We start from the raw sequence: 18610 nt of genomic DNA, 5'->3' as shown, positions 1-18610 counted from the left end.
ATACGAAACGGATTAAGGCAAAATTAAAAATGAGCCCGGTACAATACCGGACTCACTTTTATCAAGCTGCCTAATGAAATAACTGTGTCTAACTTTTAGGGGTCACTTCAAATATATAATTTGGGTGCTCTTTTTTTATTGTTTAATTTGTAGGGAATGTGACTAATTCTGTGATCACTGGCTTTGTAGAGAGTAATTATAAATAAAGGAATAAAAACCGCATAAAATGTTAAATTAAAACGGTTTCTACCAGTATGGCCAAGGGGGCTTGAACCTCCGAATGACACCCTGTTAAGGTGAAAATCTGATTTTATCTCTATCGGTATTAATCAATTTTTCTATACATTCCCTTGCACCTCCCCCAACGTCACCCCCTAACCTAAAGAAGACAAAATAAAAAGGGGGACCAAACTACCATGAAAACCACCACAAAAGAAAAAAGAAACACCATCATCATGCTATTACTCTCAGCCGCAATAGGAATCTTTTCACCACTACTCATGTACATCACGCTGGCACGTAAAAATGAGGTGTACAAATATCATTGCCGAAAGGCATTCAACTTTCATTTGTTAATCTTTCTTTTATTTAATATTAGTTCGCGTATTAGTGATGTTTTGTTTTGGATCGTATTTATCTTTGAGGTAGTTCAAGTGATCATTGTTACGTGGAAAGTAATACGAGATGAGCCATATCGTTATTTCATTCGAATACCGTTATTTAAAGAAGAGAAGTATGTGGTGGAAGGAGAATAGGTGATGAAACAAGAAGTGGAGATAAAGGGAAAGCAATTTTTCGTTATGATTGCTGTGTTGTTTATTGCGATTTATATTGTTTTACGAAAAAGAAAGTATGAGTACTTTTATGATGGTATTAGTGAGTATGAAAATCGTTATAGAGGGAATGTTCCTTTTTTATTACTTGTTGTAGGTTTGTTTCAATATTATCGGCAGAATGAGATGAATTTTTCTCATATGATTCAGTATGTGAGAGAGAAGTTATCGGAGTAGGTGATGATATGGCGTGGATGATTAGTGAGTTTGCAAGTGTTGGGGATGTTACGGTGCGGACGCTTCGTTATTATGACAAGATTAACTTATTAAAGCCGAGCGATTATACTGAGGGTGGGCATCGGTTATATACGAAAGATGATCTGTATGTGTTGCAGCAAATTCAATCGTTTAAGCATCTCGGTTTTTCACTTAGTGAAATTCAAAATATTATATTGCAGCGTGATATAGAGACGGAAGAATTTTTAAGGCAAATGCATTTTCAAAGGGAATTGCTTTTGGCAGAGCAAGAAAGAATTGCGAAGGTGCTTTCGCATATGGATGAGATGACGAAGAAGTTTCAAAAGGAAGAACGAGTGGATGTCGCTTTGTTTTCTTCTTTTCTGCAAACTTTTATATGGGAGAAAGAAAATAAGGAATGGTTAGAGGAACACTTTTCAAATGAGTGTGTTCAAGCGTTTTATAGTAATAAGGAAGTTAAAGAAAAGTTCGATCGGCGATTTATGGATGTGATAGGGAAATTAAAAAAGTATCAGGTAGAAGAGAAAGATCCGGGTCATCAAGACGTTCAAGTTACCTTGAAGGAATTTTTCAATTTAATAGAAGAGGTAACGAACTATCTTGATATACCTCAAAGTGATATAGAGGATATAATCAAACAAGCCAAAATCCCATTGGACGAATTTCCCGCTCTTTTTACGAGTGAGGAAGAACAGTATATAAAAGAAGCAATGAATAAAAGATAGCCTGTAAGTAAACAGTTTCCCTATTAGTAATAAAATAGGGAAGCTGTCTTTCTATTTTATTAAGACTAAAACTATTCCTGATATCATGTTTTATTCTTTTTTCATTGAGTATCATCGTAATATAAATTCTTCTGTTTATTTGCTTTATAAGTATTTTTACAGGTAGTTCATTTGATGAATTTTAAATTGTATTATCTGACAAATCAATTAAATAATTTAATGTTGAAAAAAACATTAAAACATGGGAATATATAGTTTGTATAAAATTAATTGTAATTAGATTAAAGAATGAGAGGGCCAAGTGAATTGAATACTTTATTTGCATTATTGTTTTTTGTATGTTTAATAGCATTAATTATTGGGGTTATTAAACCACAATTAGTAATTAGATGGGGATTAGAAGAAAAACGAAATAGAAAAAGTGTACTAAAATTCTATGGAATCGGCGTAATAGCAATGTTTATTTTATTTGGTGTGACTTCTGAGGATACGAAAAAGACAGAAGAAGCAAAAACAACTGAAGCTAAGCCAGCTAAAGCTGAGCAGAAGAAAGAGTTAACAGCAGAGGAAAAAGCAGCGGCGGAACAAGCGGCAGCGGAGAAAGCGGCGGCAGAGAAAGCGGCAGCAGAGAAAGCAGCAGCAGAAAAGGCAGCAGCAGAACAAGCGGCGGCAGAGAAAGCGGCAGCGGAGAAGGCAGCAAAAGAGGAAGAAGAACGAATTGGATATGAAACAGGAATTACATATGATCAATTAGCTAGAACACCGGATGATTTTAAAGGAAAGAAAGCTAAATTTACAGGAAAAGTTCTTCAAGTAATGGAAGGACAAGGTGAGACGCAATTAAGAGTAGCCGTTAATGGGGATTATGATAAAGTATTATATGTTGCTTATAAAAGCGATATTTTAAATTCAAGAGTGTTAGAAAAAGATAATGTTACTGTTAAGGGAAAATCAGCAGGTATCTTTACTTATAAATCTACTATGGGTGGCGAAATTAGTATCCCAGCAATGTTAGTAGAAAAGATTGATATTAATTAATAAGAAGCAATGAAGCAGTTTAACAACTAGTTAAACTGCTTTTCCATTATAATAGAAGAAAAACCAAACGGAGGCCCCCATGCCAACCTACAACAAACTAATCCGAGACAAAATCCCGCAAATAATAAAAGCTAACGGAAAAACACCCACAACAAGAATCCTATCCAAAGAAGAATGCATAAAAGAAATCTGTAAAAAAACAGAAGAAGAACTAACCGAATACCTAGAAGCAGACACAAAAGAACATAAACTTGAAGAACTATCCGACCTACTAGAACTAATAAACGCCCTAGCCGAACACGAAGGCACAACGCTAGAAGAAATCAACAGCATCCGTAAAAAGAAAGCAGAGGAAAGAGGCGGCTTTTCAGATCGAGTCTTTCTAATCGAAGTAACCGATAAATAGCCCCTTCCAAGTAATAAATCACTAAGAGAAAAGACAAAAACAATTACTGTAGTTTTCGTCAAAAAGATTTGAAATAACACGCTGAAAATTTGTTTCTGCTTCTTATATTATGATGGATTTTTCTATTTTTGATATGCTTTTCAAATGAAACCTGGTATTTATATTCGATAAAAATACCAAGTTCTCTAAATAAGCGTTGCTGTTCTATTAATTTGTAAACTTTAAATAACATGTCAATACTCTTCAGAAACACAGAATGGATTACAGTAGCGATTAGGTTTTTAGGGTTTCTTATCGATTTTAATTAATATTGTATGTTCTTGATGCTTTTTAATAGTAGTGGAAAATATTTTTTTGGGAGAGCTGGATGAAGGAGGAGGTAATCCGATTTTATTAGAAATTATTTTTATCTTTCTTTGTAGATCTTTCTTTTGTATGGGAGTAAGGTGATTAACAAAGTTATGACAGCAACTATCTATTACTTTATCTAATAGATGGAGAACTTTATCAAATACATATTGATGTACGGAGAGAGTGTATTGTTGTTTTAATGATCTTGTAAAAACAATATCTTTAAGTCTCTTGTTATTTGAATTTTCATCGCTGATCATATCGTTAATACAGTCTCTTTGAAAATCCTTTGAGGATTTATTAAATTCATGTAACTTGGTAAGTGTTTTTATACTTTCTACATTGTTAGCATTTATTTTGCGTTTAATATAAATATCAGCTACGTATTCTTTATTTTCAGGATGTATATTTGTTAAATGATGGATCTCAGTTAACCCATGTATTCCAGCTCTAGATTGTTCTGCTCTAATTTTCCAATGGGTATTAACATCTTTTCCATTAATGTATTTTTTTACGGTCTTTTTTTGTATGTTACATTGCTTAGCGATATCTTCTTCTGTATAACCACCATTAAGTAAAAAACTAATCATTCGTTCTATCTCATAACCTGTTTTTTTCTTGGATTTTAATTCAACACGAAGACGTTTTAGAACCCTTAAGTCTTTTGAGGTGAGTTTTTCCACTTTGCATGTTACGAATGGAACATTTAAATGTTTTAAAGCCCAAAAACGACGATAACCCTCGACTAGTATAAAACAATTTGAATTTTTTTCCTCTACAATAAGTGGTTCTATTAATCTATTTTGTTTAATGCTTGTAGCAAGACTAAAATCCTCTAAATTCTTCCGGAATTCCTCTTCTAGTTTAATATGTTTTAAGGGGATGCTTTTAAATTTCAATATAAACCACCTACTTGTTTTAGGGTTTATTAATGAATATTCAATAAGTAATTTGTACGATTACTTAACTTATAAATTTAATGTTACAGGTATTACAAAGAGAGCAAATGGTTTTAATATACTAAAAAGAAGACAGAGTTATCTTCCAAAATGAGATTCTCTAATTAAAATAGCCCCTCCTAAGCCCCTTACAAGCCCCTACCAAGTAATAAATCACTAAGAAAAAACATAACAAAACAAAAACACCAACAAACACCGTAGTAGGAGTCGAAAAAATTTTTGAAATAACACGCCAAAAACCCAGCCCTCCTTCCTATATATAGTACAAAGAGGAAATTTTCATTTTTGAATTAGGACGGGAGGAATTAGGATGGCGGTGTATCGTACTGTGCAGGTGAATTTTTGGCAGGATGATTTTGTTTTGGATTTGACGCCGGAGGAGCGGTATTTTTATGTTTACTTATTAACTTGTTCGAAGACGACGCAATGCGGGATTTTTCCTTTTCCGAAGCGGTTAGCTGAGATGGAGACTGGTTATAATCGGGAGACTGTTGATAAGCTTGTGCAACGCTTTGTTGATTATGGAAAGATTCTTTATGATGCGGATACGCGGGAGTTATTCGTTTTGAATTGGCTTCGTTATAATCCGGTAACAAATACGAATGTGGAGAAGTGTGTGCTTCGTGAGCTGAAGGGTGTGAAGAATAAGGAGTTTGTACATATGTTTCTTCAGAAGTGCGTAGAGGAGGAGATGAATGTTCCGATGCTGTTAGCGCATTTCGGTATGCCTGGTGATTTGGCTATGGATGATGTAGAGCCGGCTTGTGAGGAGGCAGAGGAAGAAGAGGAAGAAGAGGTTGTTCAGGAAGAGACGGGAAGTAAGGTGTTCACGTTTTATGAGCAACATTTTGGTAGTTTGTCTCCTTTTACGGTGGAGGAATTGAATGCATGGATGAATGATTTGTCAGAGGAGCTGGTGCTGAAGGCTCTTCAAATTTCGTATGAGAATAAAAATCGGAAGATGGCTTATGTGAAGGGGATTTTGCGTGGTTGGTATGGGAAAGGGTTTACGAAAGTGTCTGAGGTTGAGGCGGATGCTGCGAATTTCCGGAAGAAGGGGTCGTCTGTTAGTACGGGGGAGACGGAGGAGTTTTTGGCGAGGTGTGAGGAGTGGGAGAAGAATACGCCGTCTGAGGAAGAGTTGCAGCGCTTTTTAGCGGAGCGCGGGTGGCGTCCATGAGTATTCAAAATGTGGAGGCGGAAAAGACGGTGTTAGGCTCTCTATTACTTGATGGAGAGCTTATTAAGGAGTGCCGTTTGACGGAGCAGTATTTTTCTATGCCGGTGCATAAGTCTATATTTCAGTTAATGCGAAAGATGGAAGATGAGGGGCAACCGATTGATCTTGTGACGTTCACTTCTAGAGTGGATCCGAAGTTTTTGAAGGGGATCGGGGGAATGGAGTATTTTATAGGGTTAATGGATGGTGTGCCTACAACTGCCAACTTCTCTTATTATGAGGGGCTTGTTCGAGGTGCCTGGAAAATGTATCAGGCGGGTGTTCTTGGGCACAAGATGGGAGAGCGTCTTATTGCGGAGAAGAGTGAGAAAATTATTGGTGAGACGATTACGGCACTTTGTGAGTTAGAGGAGAAGGACTGTGTATGTGAGTTTGATTTGAAGGATGCGCTAGTTGATTTATATGAAGAGCTTCATCAAGATGCGAAAGAGATTACTGGTATTGAGACGGGTTATACATCGCTAAATAAAATGACGTGCGGATTGCAGGAAGGAGATTTTGTCGTTCTCGGTGCTCGTCCTTCGATGGGGAAGACAGCGTTTGCGCTAAATGTTGGACTGCATGCGGCGAAGTCTGGCGCGGCGGTTGGGTTGTTTTCGTTAGAGATGAGTAGTAAGTAATTATTGAAAAGGGTGACTTCTTGCGTAGGTGAAGTGTCAGGGGGCAGACTGAAAAATCCGAAGCATCGTTTTGCGATGGAAGACTGGGAAAGGGTGAGTAAGGCGTTTGCGGAGATTGGTGAGTTACCTCTTGAGATTTACGACAATGCAGGGGTTACGGTGCAAGATATTTGGATGCAAACTCGTAAGTTAAAGAGGAAGCACGATGATAAAAAGATTTTAATTATTGTAGATTACTTGCAGCTTATTACGGGCGATCCGAAGCATAAGGGCAATCGTTTTCAAGAGATTAGTGAGATTTCTCGTAAACTTAAGTTATTAGCACGTGAGTTAAATGTTTGTGTAGTAGCATTGTCGCAATTGTCTCGTTCTGTAGAGTCACGTCAAGATAAGCGTCCTCTTTTATCTGATTTAAGAGAGACAGGGCAAATTGAGCAAGATGCGGATGTTATTATGCTTATGTATCGCGAAGATTATTACGATAAGGAAACGAAGCAGAAAGAGATGACGGAGATTCATGTGGCGAAGCATCGGAATGGGCCTGTGGGGAGTTTTAAGTTGAGATTTTTGAAGGAGTTTGGGAGGTTTGTGGAGAGGGAGAAGTAGTGAGAGAATAAGTTGCTTTGAAAATAGTATGTGCATGTGAACCAAAGTTGTAACGCTAATTTCATAAGTTATATAATAAAGAAAATGGTAACTAATAGTTAAGGGGGATTAGCTATTGGCAGGGAATGATATTTCTTATCATAATAAAGATATTCTGATGAAGTTTTTAAGTGAATGCTATAGAGATAAAGGGCTTGAAGCATATGGGTTAAAAGGTTTTCCAAGAATAAAAGAATTGTTGCTAAATGAATTCTCGAGAGTTCGTGCAGATCAAAGGCGCTCAGATACTTTATTTGAAATGGAAGATGGTTCAATTTTAATGTTAGAGTATGAAAGTAATACCCGTTTCCTCGAAAACCATTTGAAGTATATGGATTATGCGAATCAAATTATGTATCGTTACTATAATAAGAATAAAGGGTTACCAGATATTCGAATCGTAGTTATTTATACAAGTGAGGTAATGAATCCGATAGAAGAAATAGATGTATGTAGTATACGTTTAAATTCCAAAGCGGTTTTACTAAATGAATACAATGGTGATGCCATTCTTCAAAAGATTATTAGAAAAATGGAAGAAGGAAAATCTTTGACGGATGAAGAAACCATGAAATTAATACTTGTACCACTTATGCATAGTAGAGAAAAAAGACAAATTTTAATTGAAAAAACGATAGAAGTAGCAAAGTGTATCTCCGATGAGCAAGAACAAATTCAAGTTATTGCTGGGATTCTTGTAGCTACAGATAAATTTATTGATGAAGACTACGCGAAAAAGGTAAAGGAGTGGTTACGGATGACAAAAGTAGGTCGTTTATATGAGCAAGAGAAGCAAGAAGAAATTGATAAAGCACTTTCGGCAGCTGGAATGCTCTTTAAAGGAATGAGTGTAGAAGAAATAGCTAAAAAGTTAGATGTAACAATTGAAAAGGTGAAAGAGTGGGAGAAGCGTTTATCTCATTAATCGCTGGGGTAATGGCAGCGTCTGTATAAATTTATATAAAAATAGCCGACTATTTACTATATAATAGTCGGCTATTTTGGTACGGAGAAGTTGTTAGGTTTAATACGCAAATTTTTTTATTTGCTCTTGAACATGTTTCTTATTTCCCCATAAAGAAAGATTTTCGCTCCGCAGTAATCCATTGCTCCAAGTCAACTTGGCTACGTCGGACAAGTCGATTTACTAAAACATCATGCCATACATAATCCTCTAATAAGTATATATGAACGGGGTCATCTGTATAAAAAGCGATATTACGCTCTTCAAGTGATGGCCCATAAATCATTTCTTTAGAATCTATTGATAAAATAAACCAATGCTCTGTAGAGAGGGTTTCTGTATAAGTTGTTATACGATGGGCTTCTAGATTCTTAATAGGATTTTCAACATGCAAGGTAATGCCTTGTACTGTGACTTTATCAGCTACCTCAGCTAGATCCTCTTTTAACGCTTCATACATTTCATCCCACATCGAAATGATAATACGTCGTTCAGCTTTTTTTATTAATGTTTGACAGTAGCTAATGATTGTTTGATTGTCTTTTAACGTAATGACTCGATTATCCGTTTTTTCTTCGGAAGTTTCTAGTTTCTTTAATGAATCACTAATCCCTTCATAAGTAGACTGCCATTCTGATTGAGCCTTCTGTAAAAAGATTTCAACAGGTAGAGGTGAATAGCGGGTGGTGTCATTTATTTCTTCTTTCATGACAATTCCTTTTTCTACAAGGTTACCTAAAATCTCATAAATTCGCGCTCTTGGGACACCCGAATCTTTACTCACTTGATAGGCTGTGACAGGCCCTTGTTTCACAAGAGATACATAAGATTTAGCTTCATATTCATTAAAACCAATTTTTTTAAGCTGTTGCACTATGTAGTCCACTTTTTCGTCCTCCGATGTTTGCTGTTATATTTCAACGTTACAATAACTCTTTACATTTAGCAAATTGATAGTTACTATTACAATAGTGACTAAAGGGGAGGCTACTAGTATGGATTTTTATTTAGACCCATCTGTATTAATGATTTTGATTGTTTTTGGGTTTGTGGCTGCATTTATTGATTCAGTTGTAGGCGGTGGTGGATTGATTGCCTTACCAGCTTTATTATTTACAGGATTGAATCCAGCAAGTGCAGTAGCCACGAATAAATTAGCATCAACAATGGGGAGTGCAACTAGTAATATTGTGTTTTATCGTTCTGGTAATCTTGATTTGAAATCGGCGTTTAAATTATTTCCAATCACTTTCATAGGTTCCATAATAGGGGCATGGACCGTTCATTTAATGAACCCAGAAGTATTGAAGCCATTAATGCTGATCATGCTTGGTGTGGTCGCTATTTATACGATATTCAAAAAGGATTGGGGAAGTATTTCCACTCATAAAAAATTGTCTGGTCGACACGTCATTATTTTTACCTTTTTTATTTTTGTTATTGGTTTTTATGATGGATTTCTAGGTCCTGGTACAGGTTCATTTTTAATGTTTGCTCTTTTATTTATTGGGTATGATTTTTTAAAAGCAGCAGGTACGGCGAAGTTTCTTAATTTAGGAAGTAACGTTGGTGCATTGTTCATGTTTATGTATGTAGGTCAAGTAAACTATGTGTATGGATTCATAATGGGAATTGCTCAAATTGCTGGAGGAATCGCTGGATCCAGATTTGCTATAAAAAAAGGAAGCGGGTATGTTCGCGCCCTTTTCATTACCGTAACTTGTTTGTTGTTAGCGAAAAATCTGTATGACTATGTGCAGTAAGTAATCTAAGTGAAGAGAATGAAAATAATATAAACTCATATTTTTCCATATAAAATTTCATTTGTTTTATTTACATAATATCTTTACAATCATTTGATAAAATAAAGTCAACTGCGTATTGTGAGGGTGGGTGGTTATCCCTTCTTTCCATTTGGAAGGAAAGGGGGGGATAATATGGACTTTTTGTTTGACCTTGTAAAAGAGTTTGTCAAAGCGACTATGCGCGAAGTTTCAGCGTATTTTTTGCGGAAGCAACTTCTAGATAAGGACAACAAAAAACCCACTCCGCGCCGTAGGAAGCAAAAGGGTGGGTTCCGCAAAAAGAAATAGCTTATAATAACTACCACCCTAAGCGGTAGCAGTTAGGGAAGAGATGTTCGCGCATCTCTTCTTTTTATTATATGCCAATTTATTCGCTGTTACACTTATATAGTATTCTACGGAAAATATATCATATTCCTATTTTTGGGTCAATTTGATTGCATGATTGAAAAGGTGTAGTCTTATTCCTCTTCAAACTGAAAAATATCTCGATTAATAAGTTGTTGGAGATACCTATCCATTTCAGCCGCAGAAACTTTTCTTTCATTTTTAAACCACCATGCGCTTAATGAGGTGATTGCCCCTGAATAAAATTCAATGATTAAATCATTTGGCATCGTATGATTTTTGCGCAGTTGATATAACGCTTCTATTTCTTGTTTTCTCGTTTCGTGACTTAAATACTGTGTCCGGTTAATAAATTGTTCATCAGACATTTGCGTCTCTAATATTTTACCGAGTTCTTCATGGTGTAGAAATTGTTCCATTACTTGAAATGGTTTACTTAATCGATCTGAAACGGGTATTTCAGCAATCATCTTGCTGTATCGTTTAAATCCAAAGGCTAATAAAGCATCTTTATCTTCAAAGTGTTTATAAAAGGTTGTTCGGTGTACCATCGCGCGATCACATATTTGGTTAATCGTGATGGTACTATATTTCTGTTTTGATTGCGTCATTAATTCAAATAAGGAATCCCATAGTAATTTATGTGTACGTCTAATACGTAAATCAATTTGTTTTTCATTATCGTTCATCTACAATTCTCCTTTTTTGTAGATTAAATATACAGTGGCTGAAAATTGATTCTCCCTTTTTAATCTACATATGTATATTATATTACATGTGTTTAGGTATATTTAAAGTTTTTAAGTAAGAAACAGGAGGAGAATCTGCAAATGAATATGACAACTAAGAGCCCTGCAAGTGGCAAAGTTGATACTTCTAATATGAAACATACCCCCATTTTAATTGCATTACTTTTAGGGGCAATGGTTGCATTATTAAACGAAACGTTACTTGGTAATGCGTTAACAGTATTAATGAAAGAATTCGGTGTAACAGCTTCAACGATTCAATGGCTTTCTACAGCATACATGTTGGTGGTTGGGGTTTTAGTCCCAATTACAGCGTTACTTCAGCAATGGCTTACAACGAGACAGATGTTTTTGATCGCTATGGTAACGTTTTTAGCTGGTACATTAATTGCGGGATTTGCACCGACATTTTCTGTTTTATTAATTGGCCGTATCGTCCAAGCTGTAGCGACGGGGTTAATTTCACCGTTATTAATGAATACGATTTTAATTATTTGTCCGCCTGAAAAACGTGGTGCCACAATGGGATTAATCGCACTTGTGATGATGGCAGCTCCAGCAATTGGCCCTACATTATCTGGAGTAATTGTGGATTCATTAAATTGGCGCTGGTTATTCTATATTGTTATTCCTATCGTGATCATTTCAATTATGATTGGAATGAAGTACATTCAAAATGTTTCAGAGTTAACAAGACCAAAAGTAGATTATCCATCTATCCTTTTATCGACATTAGGATTTGGCGGGTTTGTGTATAGCTTTAGTGCATCAGGTGACTTAGGATGGTCCGATGCGAAAGTATATGGCACTTTAATTGTTGGGCTTATCTCATTATGTATTTTTGTCGTTCGACAATTAAAAATTGAGAATCCAATTTTAGAATTACGCGCATTTAAAGTTCCGATGTTTACATTATCAGTTGGATTAATTGTCATTGTGATGATGTCCTTATTTTCAACGATGACCTTATTACCGATGTTCTTGCAAACAGTTTTACTCGTTACAGCTTTTAAATCAGGAATTATCATGCTTCCGGGAAGTATTATTAGCGCTATAATGGGACCAATTGCAGGTAAACTATTCGATAAATTTAGTCCGAAAGTTATTATCGTTCCCGGCATTGTGTTAGTAGGGGTTGCAATGTTCTTATTTAAAGGCATTACGCCTGACACATCAATGTTACAAATTATTATTATGCACAGCGTATTAATGGTTGGACTCATGTTTGTCATGACAGCACAAACATACGGTTTAAATCAATTAACACCAGACCTATATCCGCACGGAACAGCGTTGTTTAATACTCTGCAGCAAGTAGCTGGGGCAATTGGTACGGCTATCTTTATTTCAAAAATGTCTTCAGGAACAGCTAGCTATATGGAAAGCTCTGCAAATCCAATGGACCCAGTAGAGAAGTTAAACGGTTTAACATCTGGATTCCAAGGTGCATTTGCACTTGGATTAATCTTTATCGTTGTTGCTTTTATCGTATCGTTGTTCTTAAAAGAAGAGAAAAAGGGAGTAAAGGTAGCAGGGGTTTTACAGAACGAAAATTAAGGTTTATATAAAAAGACATCTTTATGATTAAAGATGTCTTTTTATATTTCTTTCGTAATAATGGTTCGAACAGCCAAGGGAAATGTGGTGTATGTATTTTAGTATAAAGAGCTATTGAGAATAACGATATAAAGCCTTACTAATAACTAAAAGTCCAATAATGAGGGAAAGTGTTCTTATAATAAGTTCTGCAACTAATAAGTCACCCATCGTTTTCGTGACATCATACATAGTCCCTGTAATGAGAATAGGTGCGATCATAATGATAATTCCAATTACTATTTGAAGAAGTAAATTGACGTTTTTACTCAAAATAATCACCTCTAAAAAATATTACAAAACAAATATATGGGATTTTCTGTATTATACATTTATTATACTGTATCAAATTAAAGTTACGGTAATGTTTTTAAAATAAAAAGGAGGTGTCACATAGTCAAAAAATGACTCTTGGGACATCTCCTTTTAAGTAGTTGAAAGTAAAGACGCTTCAATAATATAACGATCTGGGGCGTCACCAATGTAGTTGAAAGGGTAACACGTTGTTAATGTTAATGTTGGTTCCTCTTTTTCTACAATGACAGTTCGATCTTCTGCGTTTGTTATCCAATGTTTGTTAATGCTGTATGTGTATGTTTTATTCTCATATTCTACAATTAGTTGATCATTTTCCTTTAGTTGACCTAGTTCGGTAAATACAGTATCTCGATGGCCACTTAAAACTGTGTGACCATTTCCAGATGGTGTAGTCGTTAATTCGCTAACAAACATACCGACACCCTTTTTTAGTACTTTATCATCAGCGCCCCAATATATGGAGTATTTCTTTTGGATTTTAGGAATGATTAAGTAGGCTATTTTTTGTCCTAATCTATGATTTACTTCTGAAGACGGAATTCGTAAAATTTCTTCATGGTTTTGCGGAGTTTCTATTGTATCGTTATTGTCTTCAGGAGGTGCTATGATGGGTGTGTGCGTTTCATATTTTTTTATTTCACTAGAGGCTAAAGATTCCGCTGAGCTTCTAGCACTATACCATTCTATAAAACAATAAGAAAAAATCGAAATTCCAACGATAAATAAACATAAGCCGATCCATTGGTTTATTTTCATTTCTATCACTCCATTTTAAAAGGACAGGGGAACCCTGTCCTGTAAAGGAATTATGTTATGCGTTTGTTTTTTTACGACGGAACATTAATACAGATCCAACTGCAGCTAAACCTAAGCTTGCTAACATCATTGTAACACCGTTTGATGCTGTGTTTGGTAATTTTTCACCTTGTTTTTTAGTTTCTTTTTTCACAGCTGTATCGTTGTTTTTCTTTGTTTCTTTTGTAGTTGTTTGAGGTTTAGTTTGTTCTTGCTTAGCAGGCTCCTGCTTAGTATTCTCTTGTTTAGTGTTTTCTTGTTTAGCAGGTTCTTGCTTCGTTTGTTCTTGTGGTTTGTTTTCATCTTTTTTAGTAGTTTGTTTACTAGCTATAAATTGGTCATAATCCCCTTTTTTAACTTCACAAGGTAAACCATCGTTGTCACGGTCTAGATCGTGAGGGTCGTTAGTTGCGCTATATCCATTGCTGTGCCAGAACTCCATAACTTCTTGCTTGTTTTTGAAGTGCCCACAGTTTTTGTCGTTTGGATTTTTCGCTGCAAATGCAGAAGAACTGTACCCCACAGTTAAAAGTGTGAACGCTGTTGCTGAAACTAATAATTTTTTCATGATTTTCTCCCTTTTCCCAATATTATGTATTACATTGAAATATTTTACATTCAAATATTCAAAAATACAATAGGGAAAATTAAGAAATGTAAGATTTTTTAAGAATCTTACATTTCCTCCGTAACATCATACCGAAGCAACTCTTCCTGATCATAAAACCTCTCAAAAATAATCCCCATTACATAGAAAAATACTAGCCCGAAACCAATATGAATGAGTGTAAAAGTAGCTCCAAATGAAGAAAATTCATACACGAGAATTGGCAATTTCGCAGTTGTCCAAACGCCTAAGAAAAATACGATGTACCGAATGCTTGCACCTTTTTTTAAGAGTAGTGCTGCGATTGGAAAGGCGACGTAGAGGGGACCAGCTGCAATGCCTCCTAATAATAGAGAAAACAAGATTCCGTATATACCTGATTTTTTGCCCATATATTTCATGAGTGTTTCTTTTTTCACCCACTGATCAAGTAGCCCTACAAATAGTAAGACAGGGGGGAGGAGAAACAGCATATCTAAAATGCTATTTCCTGTTAGCTGTAATGCACTCCATCCTAAAGATTGATTTATAAACGTTAATATGAAGAGCCCGATTAGTAAGATGAAAAAGAAGCGATATCTTTTTAGTTCTTTCATACCATCACCATCCAAATGATATAGGAGAATAAAAGAGACATGAGCAAAGCAGCTGCATTACGTGCGTAAGCAAAGCTTCGCCCAAATATCTTTTGTTCCATCGGTAAAGTTGTAAGTCCTACTGACATGAGTGTAGACATAAGTGCCGCAACTTGAGGTAGGCCTGCGCCGTGTTGGACTAACGTATGACCAAGAGGAAATACGACGAAGCTTGGAATAAGTGCAACGGAGCCGAGTATTGCTGAATACATAATACCTAACAATCCGGACTGTTCTCCAATGATAGAAGAGATAAAGGACGGCGTTAAGATTGAAAGCGATAAGCCAACGAAAAGCATGATGGAGAGCATCGCAGGGAGAAGGTTGTGAAACATTTTCCACGACTTCATGAGAGCATCTTTCGTTTTCTTGCGGTCCTTCATAAAAGAAATCCCAGTAAGAATAATGGCTAACGTGTAAAGAATCACGCCGTTAATCATGATCGGATTCCTGTAAGTCTTTATATTTACCCAGGAAAAAGGATAAGTTCTTCATTTTTTCTTCAATATCCATTTGAAAATCTGCCAGTTGTTCTTTTCCAGCAGACGTAATTTTGTACATCTTTCTCGGTTTGTCTTGATAATCTGTAATTACATAAGATTCAATCGCACCTTCGTTTTCTAATTTCTTTAGCGTGCGATATAAAATGGCGCTATCTATTGGATTGACGGGAAGTTCTTCCTCGCACTTTTGCAGTAATTGCCCGCCATAGTTATCACCCTCAGCTAGAAATAACAAAAGAAATGCACCTGTATGTCTTCCTGTATGTTTCATGGATCTTCCTCCTAGAATGAATTAGAATTCATACTGTTAATGACAGTATACTGTTGTTAACAGTATATGGTGTGTTAAGTGTTATGTCAATTTCAAAATGTACGAATTTCGAGGGAGAAAATAACAAGAACATTGTTTTTTTAGCGCTGGGAAACGACGGATAGGGAGGGGCTGTACATCCAAAAACACAAAAAAAAGACACTCTCAAGAGTGCCTCCCCTTAGCAGCCGAATCCGCCGCCCCAACAGCTAGCGCCAACGATGATTAATAAAATAAACAGTACAACAAGTAAAGCGAAACCGCCGCCGAAACCGCAGCCTCCACCACAACTACCGCCATAGCCCATATTAACTCCTCCTTCCATAAAGACCATTAATTAATGGATTTAATTCACTTTATGTTTTTACGGATAATCTTGAGCAGGTCCTTTTGAAAAATAAAGGTGCTTAGATTTTAAGAGAGTTGACGATCTTATTTTTGTCACCGTTATTCCGCTGATGACATATTCTATTTTATTCTGTGTATTGGGGGAAGGAGGATCTTTATGGCTAATTCTGAAATGATTTTACGTTTACTTACAGATTTAAAGATTGAACAGCAAGCTTTAAAAGAACAGCTGGAAAAAATGCAAACAGCTGTGAATACTCTTGAAGAAAAATCATTGATTGTGGAAGAAAAACCAAAGACTATTGAAGAAAAACCAGCTGTTGCTGCTGCAAAGCAAAGAGCTCATTCTGGACACCCAACATCTTTTCGTGCTTGGAGAGCATCTGCTCAAAGGAATTCATAAAAATATAAGAAAAGAAGACATCAATTAAGATGTCTTCTTTTGCTTGTACAATCCAAATGCGATAAGAAGGTATATATCCATATTGCTTTAAAACTAAGAAGAAAATAACGATTGTCGACTCCTATTTTAGTATAGCATGTAATAATGAAATTTTTCTATGTAATATTGCATATATATGAATTATACAATTTTTATCGTATATATTTTAGTTGTTTTTTATTTGTTTTAATTCATTGACTTATATTATTTTTTGAGCGCCTGAGTGATAGTACCTTTCTTTATAATTGTATTAAAGTGGAAAACCCTGAAGCAGTATAAGGGGTTTCATAATTAGATAAATGATTTCTGGTGCATCTAAATGAATTGCTACTTACTTTTAAACCGTTCCCCATAAATGATAAACCATACCGAAAACAAAAAATGCGAGTCCTACAAACAAAACGATTAAAGCAAGCATTCCATTTTTATTATGTTCCATACAGTTAGCTCCTTTTTAGTTATATAGAAAAAAGCCTTTAGTCGTAATTATGGCTAAAGGCTTTGATCTTCATACTTTACAGTTAATAAAAAAGTTGTACTTCTGTATGAATTTGGAATATGATTATTTAAAGAGTAGGTGATGAGTACATGCAGGAAACAAAACAATTCCCGCTTATATGTGGAAATCTCTCATTAGATTTAGTGAATACAGAGTTAGTTAGGCGTGGACAACGTTATGATTTATTAATAACGGATGAAGATGTATTAGAATGGCTATATGTAATAAAGGTTAATCTTCCTTTTTGGGATGAAAAAACACTTATAGGAATTCAAGAACGAATGGATCAAGTTACATCTAGCATATTAGAGGCAAGAGAAGTACTGAGAAAACAGTTTGAGGCAATTGCTGATCAGCACGAAATTTCTAATGATTTTATTACGTATTTAGAAAAACAAATTGAGAAGGCACCCTTTACATATAAAGTCATTGAACAGCGTCTAGTACCTGTCCCAGTTGGAGAAGTTGAGGATGTACTTGTATCGATAATTGCATTTGATGCTTTAACCTTAATAACAGAAAATAAGCTTATTTCTCTTAAAAGGTGTTCAAATCCCGACTGTGTTTTATTATTTATAGATAAAAGTGGGAAACGAAAATGGTGTTCTATGAAAATATGTGGGAACCGAAAAAAGGTAGCAAAATTCCAGGATCGAAAATGTGAAGAAGTTTAGGGATCAACTTATAGCAGTTGATCTTTTTTTATGTATTTTCAAACTAACCCCTAAAATTAATATTGACCAGTTAGTTTGTTTGACATATAATTATTGGTAAATAAAGGAGGAGAATGATGAATCATATAACAGCAGCTAAGCAGAAAGAGGCTCCACCAATAAGTGTACGATATTTTGCAAAAATGAAAGGGAAAGGAAGAAGTCCGTTACAAGTAAACATAAAGGACTCTTTGACGGGACTATTAGGGGGATTTTTAACAATTCTCACCTTAACATATTTAACGAGTATAACTTCTACAGAATTGTTAATGGCTCCATTTGGGGCGAGTTGTGTATTAGCGTTTGGAGTTTGGAATGCACCGTTATCACAGCCACGTAATATTATTGGAGGACATTTGATCTCAACTTTCATTGGTCTATCAATATATCATTTGTTTGGGAATGAATATTGGACGATAGCTTTAGCAGTGGGGATGGCAATAGCCGTTATGATGTTAACGAGAACAACGCATCCTCCGGCAGGGGCTGATCCAATTGTCGTTATTTTAGGAGCATACAGTTGGAGTTATTTAGTAACGCCGGTTTTAGTTGGTTCCCTTGTTATTGTAGTTATTGCTTTATTCATTAATAACATGAGTAGTAAAAGAAGCTATCCAACTTTTTGGATATAATTAATAAGGTGAAAAACAATTTGAGTAAGTATCCCGTTTTTGCTATGTCTTCATTTCATATACTTTTTAGTTTACAAAGAAAAGACACCCATATAAGAGTGTCTTTTCCAATAGTTTGTTTAGCAGAAGCAAGCAGCTCCAACGATGATTAATAAAATAAACAATACAACTAATAATGCAAATCCTCCAGCAAAACCGCAGCCTCCGCCGCAACTACCACCAAATCCCATAATAGTTCCTCCTTTAATAAGAGGGGAAAACAAAGGGTCACTCGTGTTTTTTAACGGATTCTATTTACTTTATGTTCGATGCATGAATGTGAGCAGGTCCT

Annotated in this window: 24 protein-coding genes and 1 pseudogene; 14 read left to right on the top strand and 11 right to left on the bottom strand. The window is 35.6% G+C overall.

Annotated elements, in window-relative coordinates:
• The first annotated feature begins 416 nt into the window (after nucleotides 1–416).
• The 5 genes from ACTFNE_RS23380 (at nucleotide 417) to ACTFNE_RS23360 (ending at nucleotide 3200) form a co-directional block, all read left to right on the top strand.
• Nucleotides 417–755 (top strand): DUF4870 domain-containing protein, encoded by a 339-nt coding sequence (locus ACTFNE_RS23380; protein WP_270705472.1) that lies wholly within the window; start codon nucleotides 417–419, stop codon nucleotides 753–755.
• Between the two features lie 3 nt (nucleotides 756–758).
• The gene (locus tag ACTFNE_RS23375; RefSeq protein ID WP_270705473.1) at nucleotides 759–1010 is read left to right on the top strand and encodes a hypothetical protein; all 252 of its coding nucleotides are present in this window, start codon (nucleotides 759–761) and stop codon (nucleotides 1008–1010) included.
• A gap of 8 nt (nucleotides 1011–1018) precedes the next feature.
• Nucleotides 1019–1756, top strand: coding sequence for a MerR family transcriptional regulator (locus ACTFNE_RS23370; protein ID WP_270705474.1), 738 nt, complete (start codon nucleotides 1019–1021; stop codon nucleotides 1754–1756).
• A 306-nt stretch (nucleotides 1757–2062) separates the two neighbouring features.
• Nucleotides 2063–2794 (top strand): hypothetical protein, encoded by a 732-nt coding sequence (locus ACTFNE_RS23365; protein WP_046198785.1) that lies wholly within the window; start codon nucleotides 2063–2065, stop codon nucleotides 2792–2794.
• A 79-nt stretch (nucleotides 2795–2873) separates the two neighbouring features.
• Nucleotides 2874–3200, top strand: coding sequence for a nucleoside triphosphate pyrophosphohydrolase (locus tag ACTFNE_RS23360; protein ID WP_046198784.1), 327 nt, complete (start codon nucleotides 2874–2876; stop codon nucleotides 3198–3200).
• A 281-nt stretch (nucleotides 3201–3481) separates the two neighbouring features.
• Here the strand turns inward: ACTFNE_RS23360 and ACTFNE_RS23355 are convergent, their stop codons facing one another.
• Nucleotides 3482–4450, bottom strand: a complete 969-nt coding sequence (locus tag ACTFNE_RS23355; protein WP_270705475.1) for a ParB/RepB/Spo0J family partition protein — start codon at nucleotides 4448–4450, stop codon at nucleotides 3482–3484.
• A gap of 370 nt (nucleotides 4451–4820) precedes the next feature.
• On the opposite strand from ACTFNE_RS23355, the gene ACTFNE_RS23350 reads away from it, so the two are divergent.
• The 3 genes and pseudogenes from ACTFNE_RS23350 (at nucleotide 4821) to ACTFNE_RS23340 (ending at nucleotide 7940) form a co-directional block, all read left to right on the top strand.
• Nucleotides 4821–5690: a DnaD domain-containing protein gene (locus ACTFNE_RS23350; RefSeq protein ID WP_270705476.1), complete on the top strand. Its 870-nt coding sequence runs from the start codon at nucleotides 4821–4823 to the stop codon at nucleotides 5688–5690.
• Nucleotides 5687–6976, top strand: a pseudogene (dnaB, locus tag ACTFNE_RS23345) (replicative DNA helicase). Before ACTFNE_RS23350 ends, dnaB begins: the two are co-directional and overlap by 4 nt.
• 115 nt (nucleotides 6977–7091) lie before the next feature.
• Nucleotides 7092–7940, top strand: coding sequence for a hypothetical protein (locus ACTFNE_RS23340; protein WP_016716645.1), 849 nt, complete (start codon nucleotides 7092–7094; stop codon nucleotides 7938–7940).
• 139 nt (nucleotides 7941–8079) lie between these two features.
• Here ACTFNE_RS23340 and ACTFNE_RS23335 read toward each other — a convergent pair whose 3' ends face one another.
• On the bottom strand, nucleotides 8080–8865 hold the full coding sequence (locus ACTFNE_RS23335) for a TrmB family transcriptional regulator (RefSeq protein ID WP_270705478.1): 786 nt from the start codon (nucleotides 8863–8865) through the stop codon (nucleotides 8080–8082).
• Between the two features lie 109 nt (nucleotides 8866–8974).
• Here ACTFNE_RS23335 and ACTFNE_RS23330 point away from each other — a divergent pair, with 109 nt between their 5' ends.
• Complete coding sequence (locus ACTFNE_RS23330; protein ID WP_000348442.1) at nucleotides 8975–9742, top strand: TSUP family transporter; 768 nt, start codon at nucleotides 8975–8977, stop codon at nucleotides 9740–9742.
• A gap of 174 nt (nucleotides 9743–9916) precedes the next feature.
• On the top strand, nucleotides 9917–10072 hold the full coding sequence (locus ACTFNE_RS23325) for a hypothetical protein (RefSeq protein WP_088298543.1): 156 nt from the start codon (nucleotides 9917–9919) through the stop codon (nucleotides 10070–10072).
• Nucleotides 10073–10245: 173 nt separating this feature from the next.
• On the opposite strand, the gene ACTFNE_RS23320 is transcribed toward ACTFNE_RS23325, so the two are convergent.
• The gene (locus tag ACTFNE_RS23320; RefSeq protein ID WP_000999279.1) at nucleotides 10246–10821 is read right to left on the bottom strand and encodes a TetR/AcrR family transcriptional regulator; all 576 of its coding nucleotides are present in this window, start codon (nucleotides 10819–10821) and stop codon (nucleotides 10246–10248) included.
• A gap of 141 nt (nucleotides 10822–10962) precedes the next feature.
• On the opposite strand from ACTFNE_RS23320, the gene ACTFNE_RS23315 reads away from it, so the two are divergent.
• A complete protein-coding gene (locus ACTFNE_RS23315) occupies nucleotides 10963–12438 on the top strand; it encodes an MDR family MFS transporter (RefSeq protein WP_270705479.1) in 1476 nt (491 codons plus the stop codon).
• A gap of 111 nt (nucleotides 12439–12549) precedes the next feature.
• Here the strand turns inward: ACTFNE_RS23315 and ACTFNE_RS23310 are convergent, their stop codons facing one another.
• The 7 genes from ACTFNE_RS23310 to ACTFNE_RS23280 form a co-directional block, all read right to left on the bottom strand.
• Entirely contained in the window at nucleotides 12550–12750 is a 201-nt protein-coding gene (locus ACTFNE_RS23310) for a hypothetical protein (protein ID WP_000042279.1), read from the bottom strand.
• A gap of 153 nt (nucleotides 12751–12903) precedes the next feature.
• Entirely contained in the window at nucleotides 12904–13551 is a 648-nt protein-coding gene (locus ACTFNE_RS23305) for a class D sortase (RefSeq protein WP_000700715.1), read from the bottom strand.
• Between the two features lie 55 nt (nucleotides 13552–13606).
• Nucleotides 13607–14158, bottom strand: coding sequence for an excalibur calcium-binding domain-containing protein (locus ACTFNE_RS23300; RefSeq protein ID WP_000735645.1), 552 nt, complete (start codon nucleotides 14156–14158; stop codon nucleotides 13607–13609).
• Between the two features lie 107 nt (nucleotides 14159–14265).
• Nucleotides 14266–14793: a permease gene (locus ACTFNE_RS23295; RefSeq protein ID WP_270705481.1), complete on the bottom strand. Its 528-nt coding sequence runs from the start codon at nucleotides 14791–14793 to the stop codon at nucleotides 14266–14268.
• Complete coding sequence (locus tag ACTFNE_RS23290) at nucleotides 14790–15272, bottom strand: hypothetical protein (protein WP_270705482.1); 483 nt, start codon at nucleotides 15270–15272, stop codon at nucleotides 14790–14792. Before ACTFNE_RS23290 ends, ACTFNE_RS23295 begins: the two co-directional genes overlap by 4 nt.
• Entirely contained in the window at nucleotides 15265–15606 is a 342-nt protein-coding gene (locus tag ACTFNE_RS23285; RefSeq protein ID WP_046198775.1) for a PadR family transcriptional regulator, read from the bottom strand. The genes ACTFNE_RS23290 and ACTFNE_RS23285 overlap by 8 nt, the downstream gene beginning before the upstream one ends.
• 220 nt (nucleotides 15607–15826) lie before the next feature.
• Nucleotides 15827–15952 carry a YjcZ family sporulation protein gene (locus ACTFNE_RS23280; protein WP_000540377.1) on the bottom strand — a complete coding sequence of 42 codons (126 nt, stop codon included), beginning with the start codon at nucleotides 15950–15952 and terminating at the stop codon, nucleotides 15827–15829.
• A gap of 198 nt (nucleotides 15953–16150) precedes the next feature.
• On the opposite strand from ACTFNE_RS23280, the gene ACTFNE_RS23275 reads away from it, so the two are divergent.
• The 3 genes from ACTFNE_RS23275 to ACTFNE_RS23265 all read left to right on the top strand — a co-directional run bounded on the left by ACTFNE_RS23275 (nucleotide 16151) and on the right by ACTFNE_RS23265 (nucleotide 18279).
• Entirely contained in the window at nucleotides 16151–16396 is a 246-nt protein-coding gene (locus ACTFNE_RS23275) for a hypothetical protein (RefSeq protein WP_000013680.1), read from the top strand.
• 627 nt (nucleotides 16397–17023) lie between these two features.
• Nucleotides 17024–17608, top strand: a complete 585-nt coding sequence (locus ACTFNE_RS23270) for a CGNR zinc finger domain-containing protein (RefSeq protein ID WP_001158425.1) — start codon at nucleotides 17024–17026, stop codon at nucleotides 17606–17608.
• A 116-nt stretch (nucleotides 17609–17724) separates the two neighbouring features.
• Nucleotides 17725–18279, top strand: coding sequence for an HPP family protein (locus ACTFNE_RS23265; protein WP_001015679.1), 555 nt, complete (start codon nucleotides 17725–17727; stop codon nucleotides 18277–18279).
• Between the two features lie 119 nt (nucleotides 18280–18398).
• Here the strand turns inward: ACTFNE_RS23265 and ACTFNE_RS23260 are convergent, their stop codons facing one another.
• The gene (locus ACTFNE_RS23260; RefSeq protein ID WP_000505679.1) at nucleotides 18399–18509 is read right to left on the bottom strand and encodes a YjcZ family sporulation protein; all 111 of its coding nucleotides are present in this window, start codon (nucleotides 18507–18509) and stop codon (nucleotides 18399–18401) included.
• Between the last annotated feature and the right edge of the window lie 101 nt (nucleotides 18510–18610).

Origin of the sequence: Bacillus cereus group sp. MYBKT111-2 (assembly GCF_051915205.1) — a bacterium.
Classification (GTDB): Bacteria; Bacillota; Bacilli; order Bacillales; family Bacillaceae_G; genus Bacillus_A; species Bacillus_A paranthracis.
Note: the sequence above shows the minus strand (reverse complement) of the source record. Positions and strands in the feature narration are given on the sequence as shown.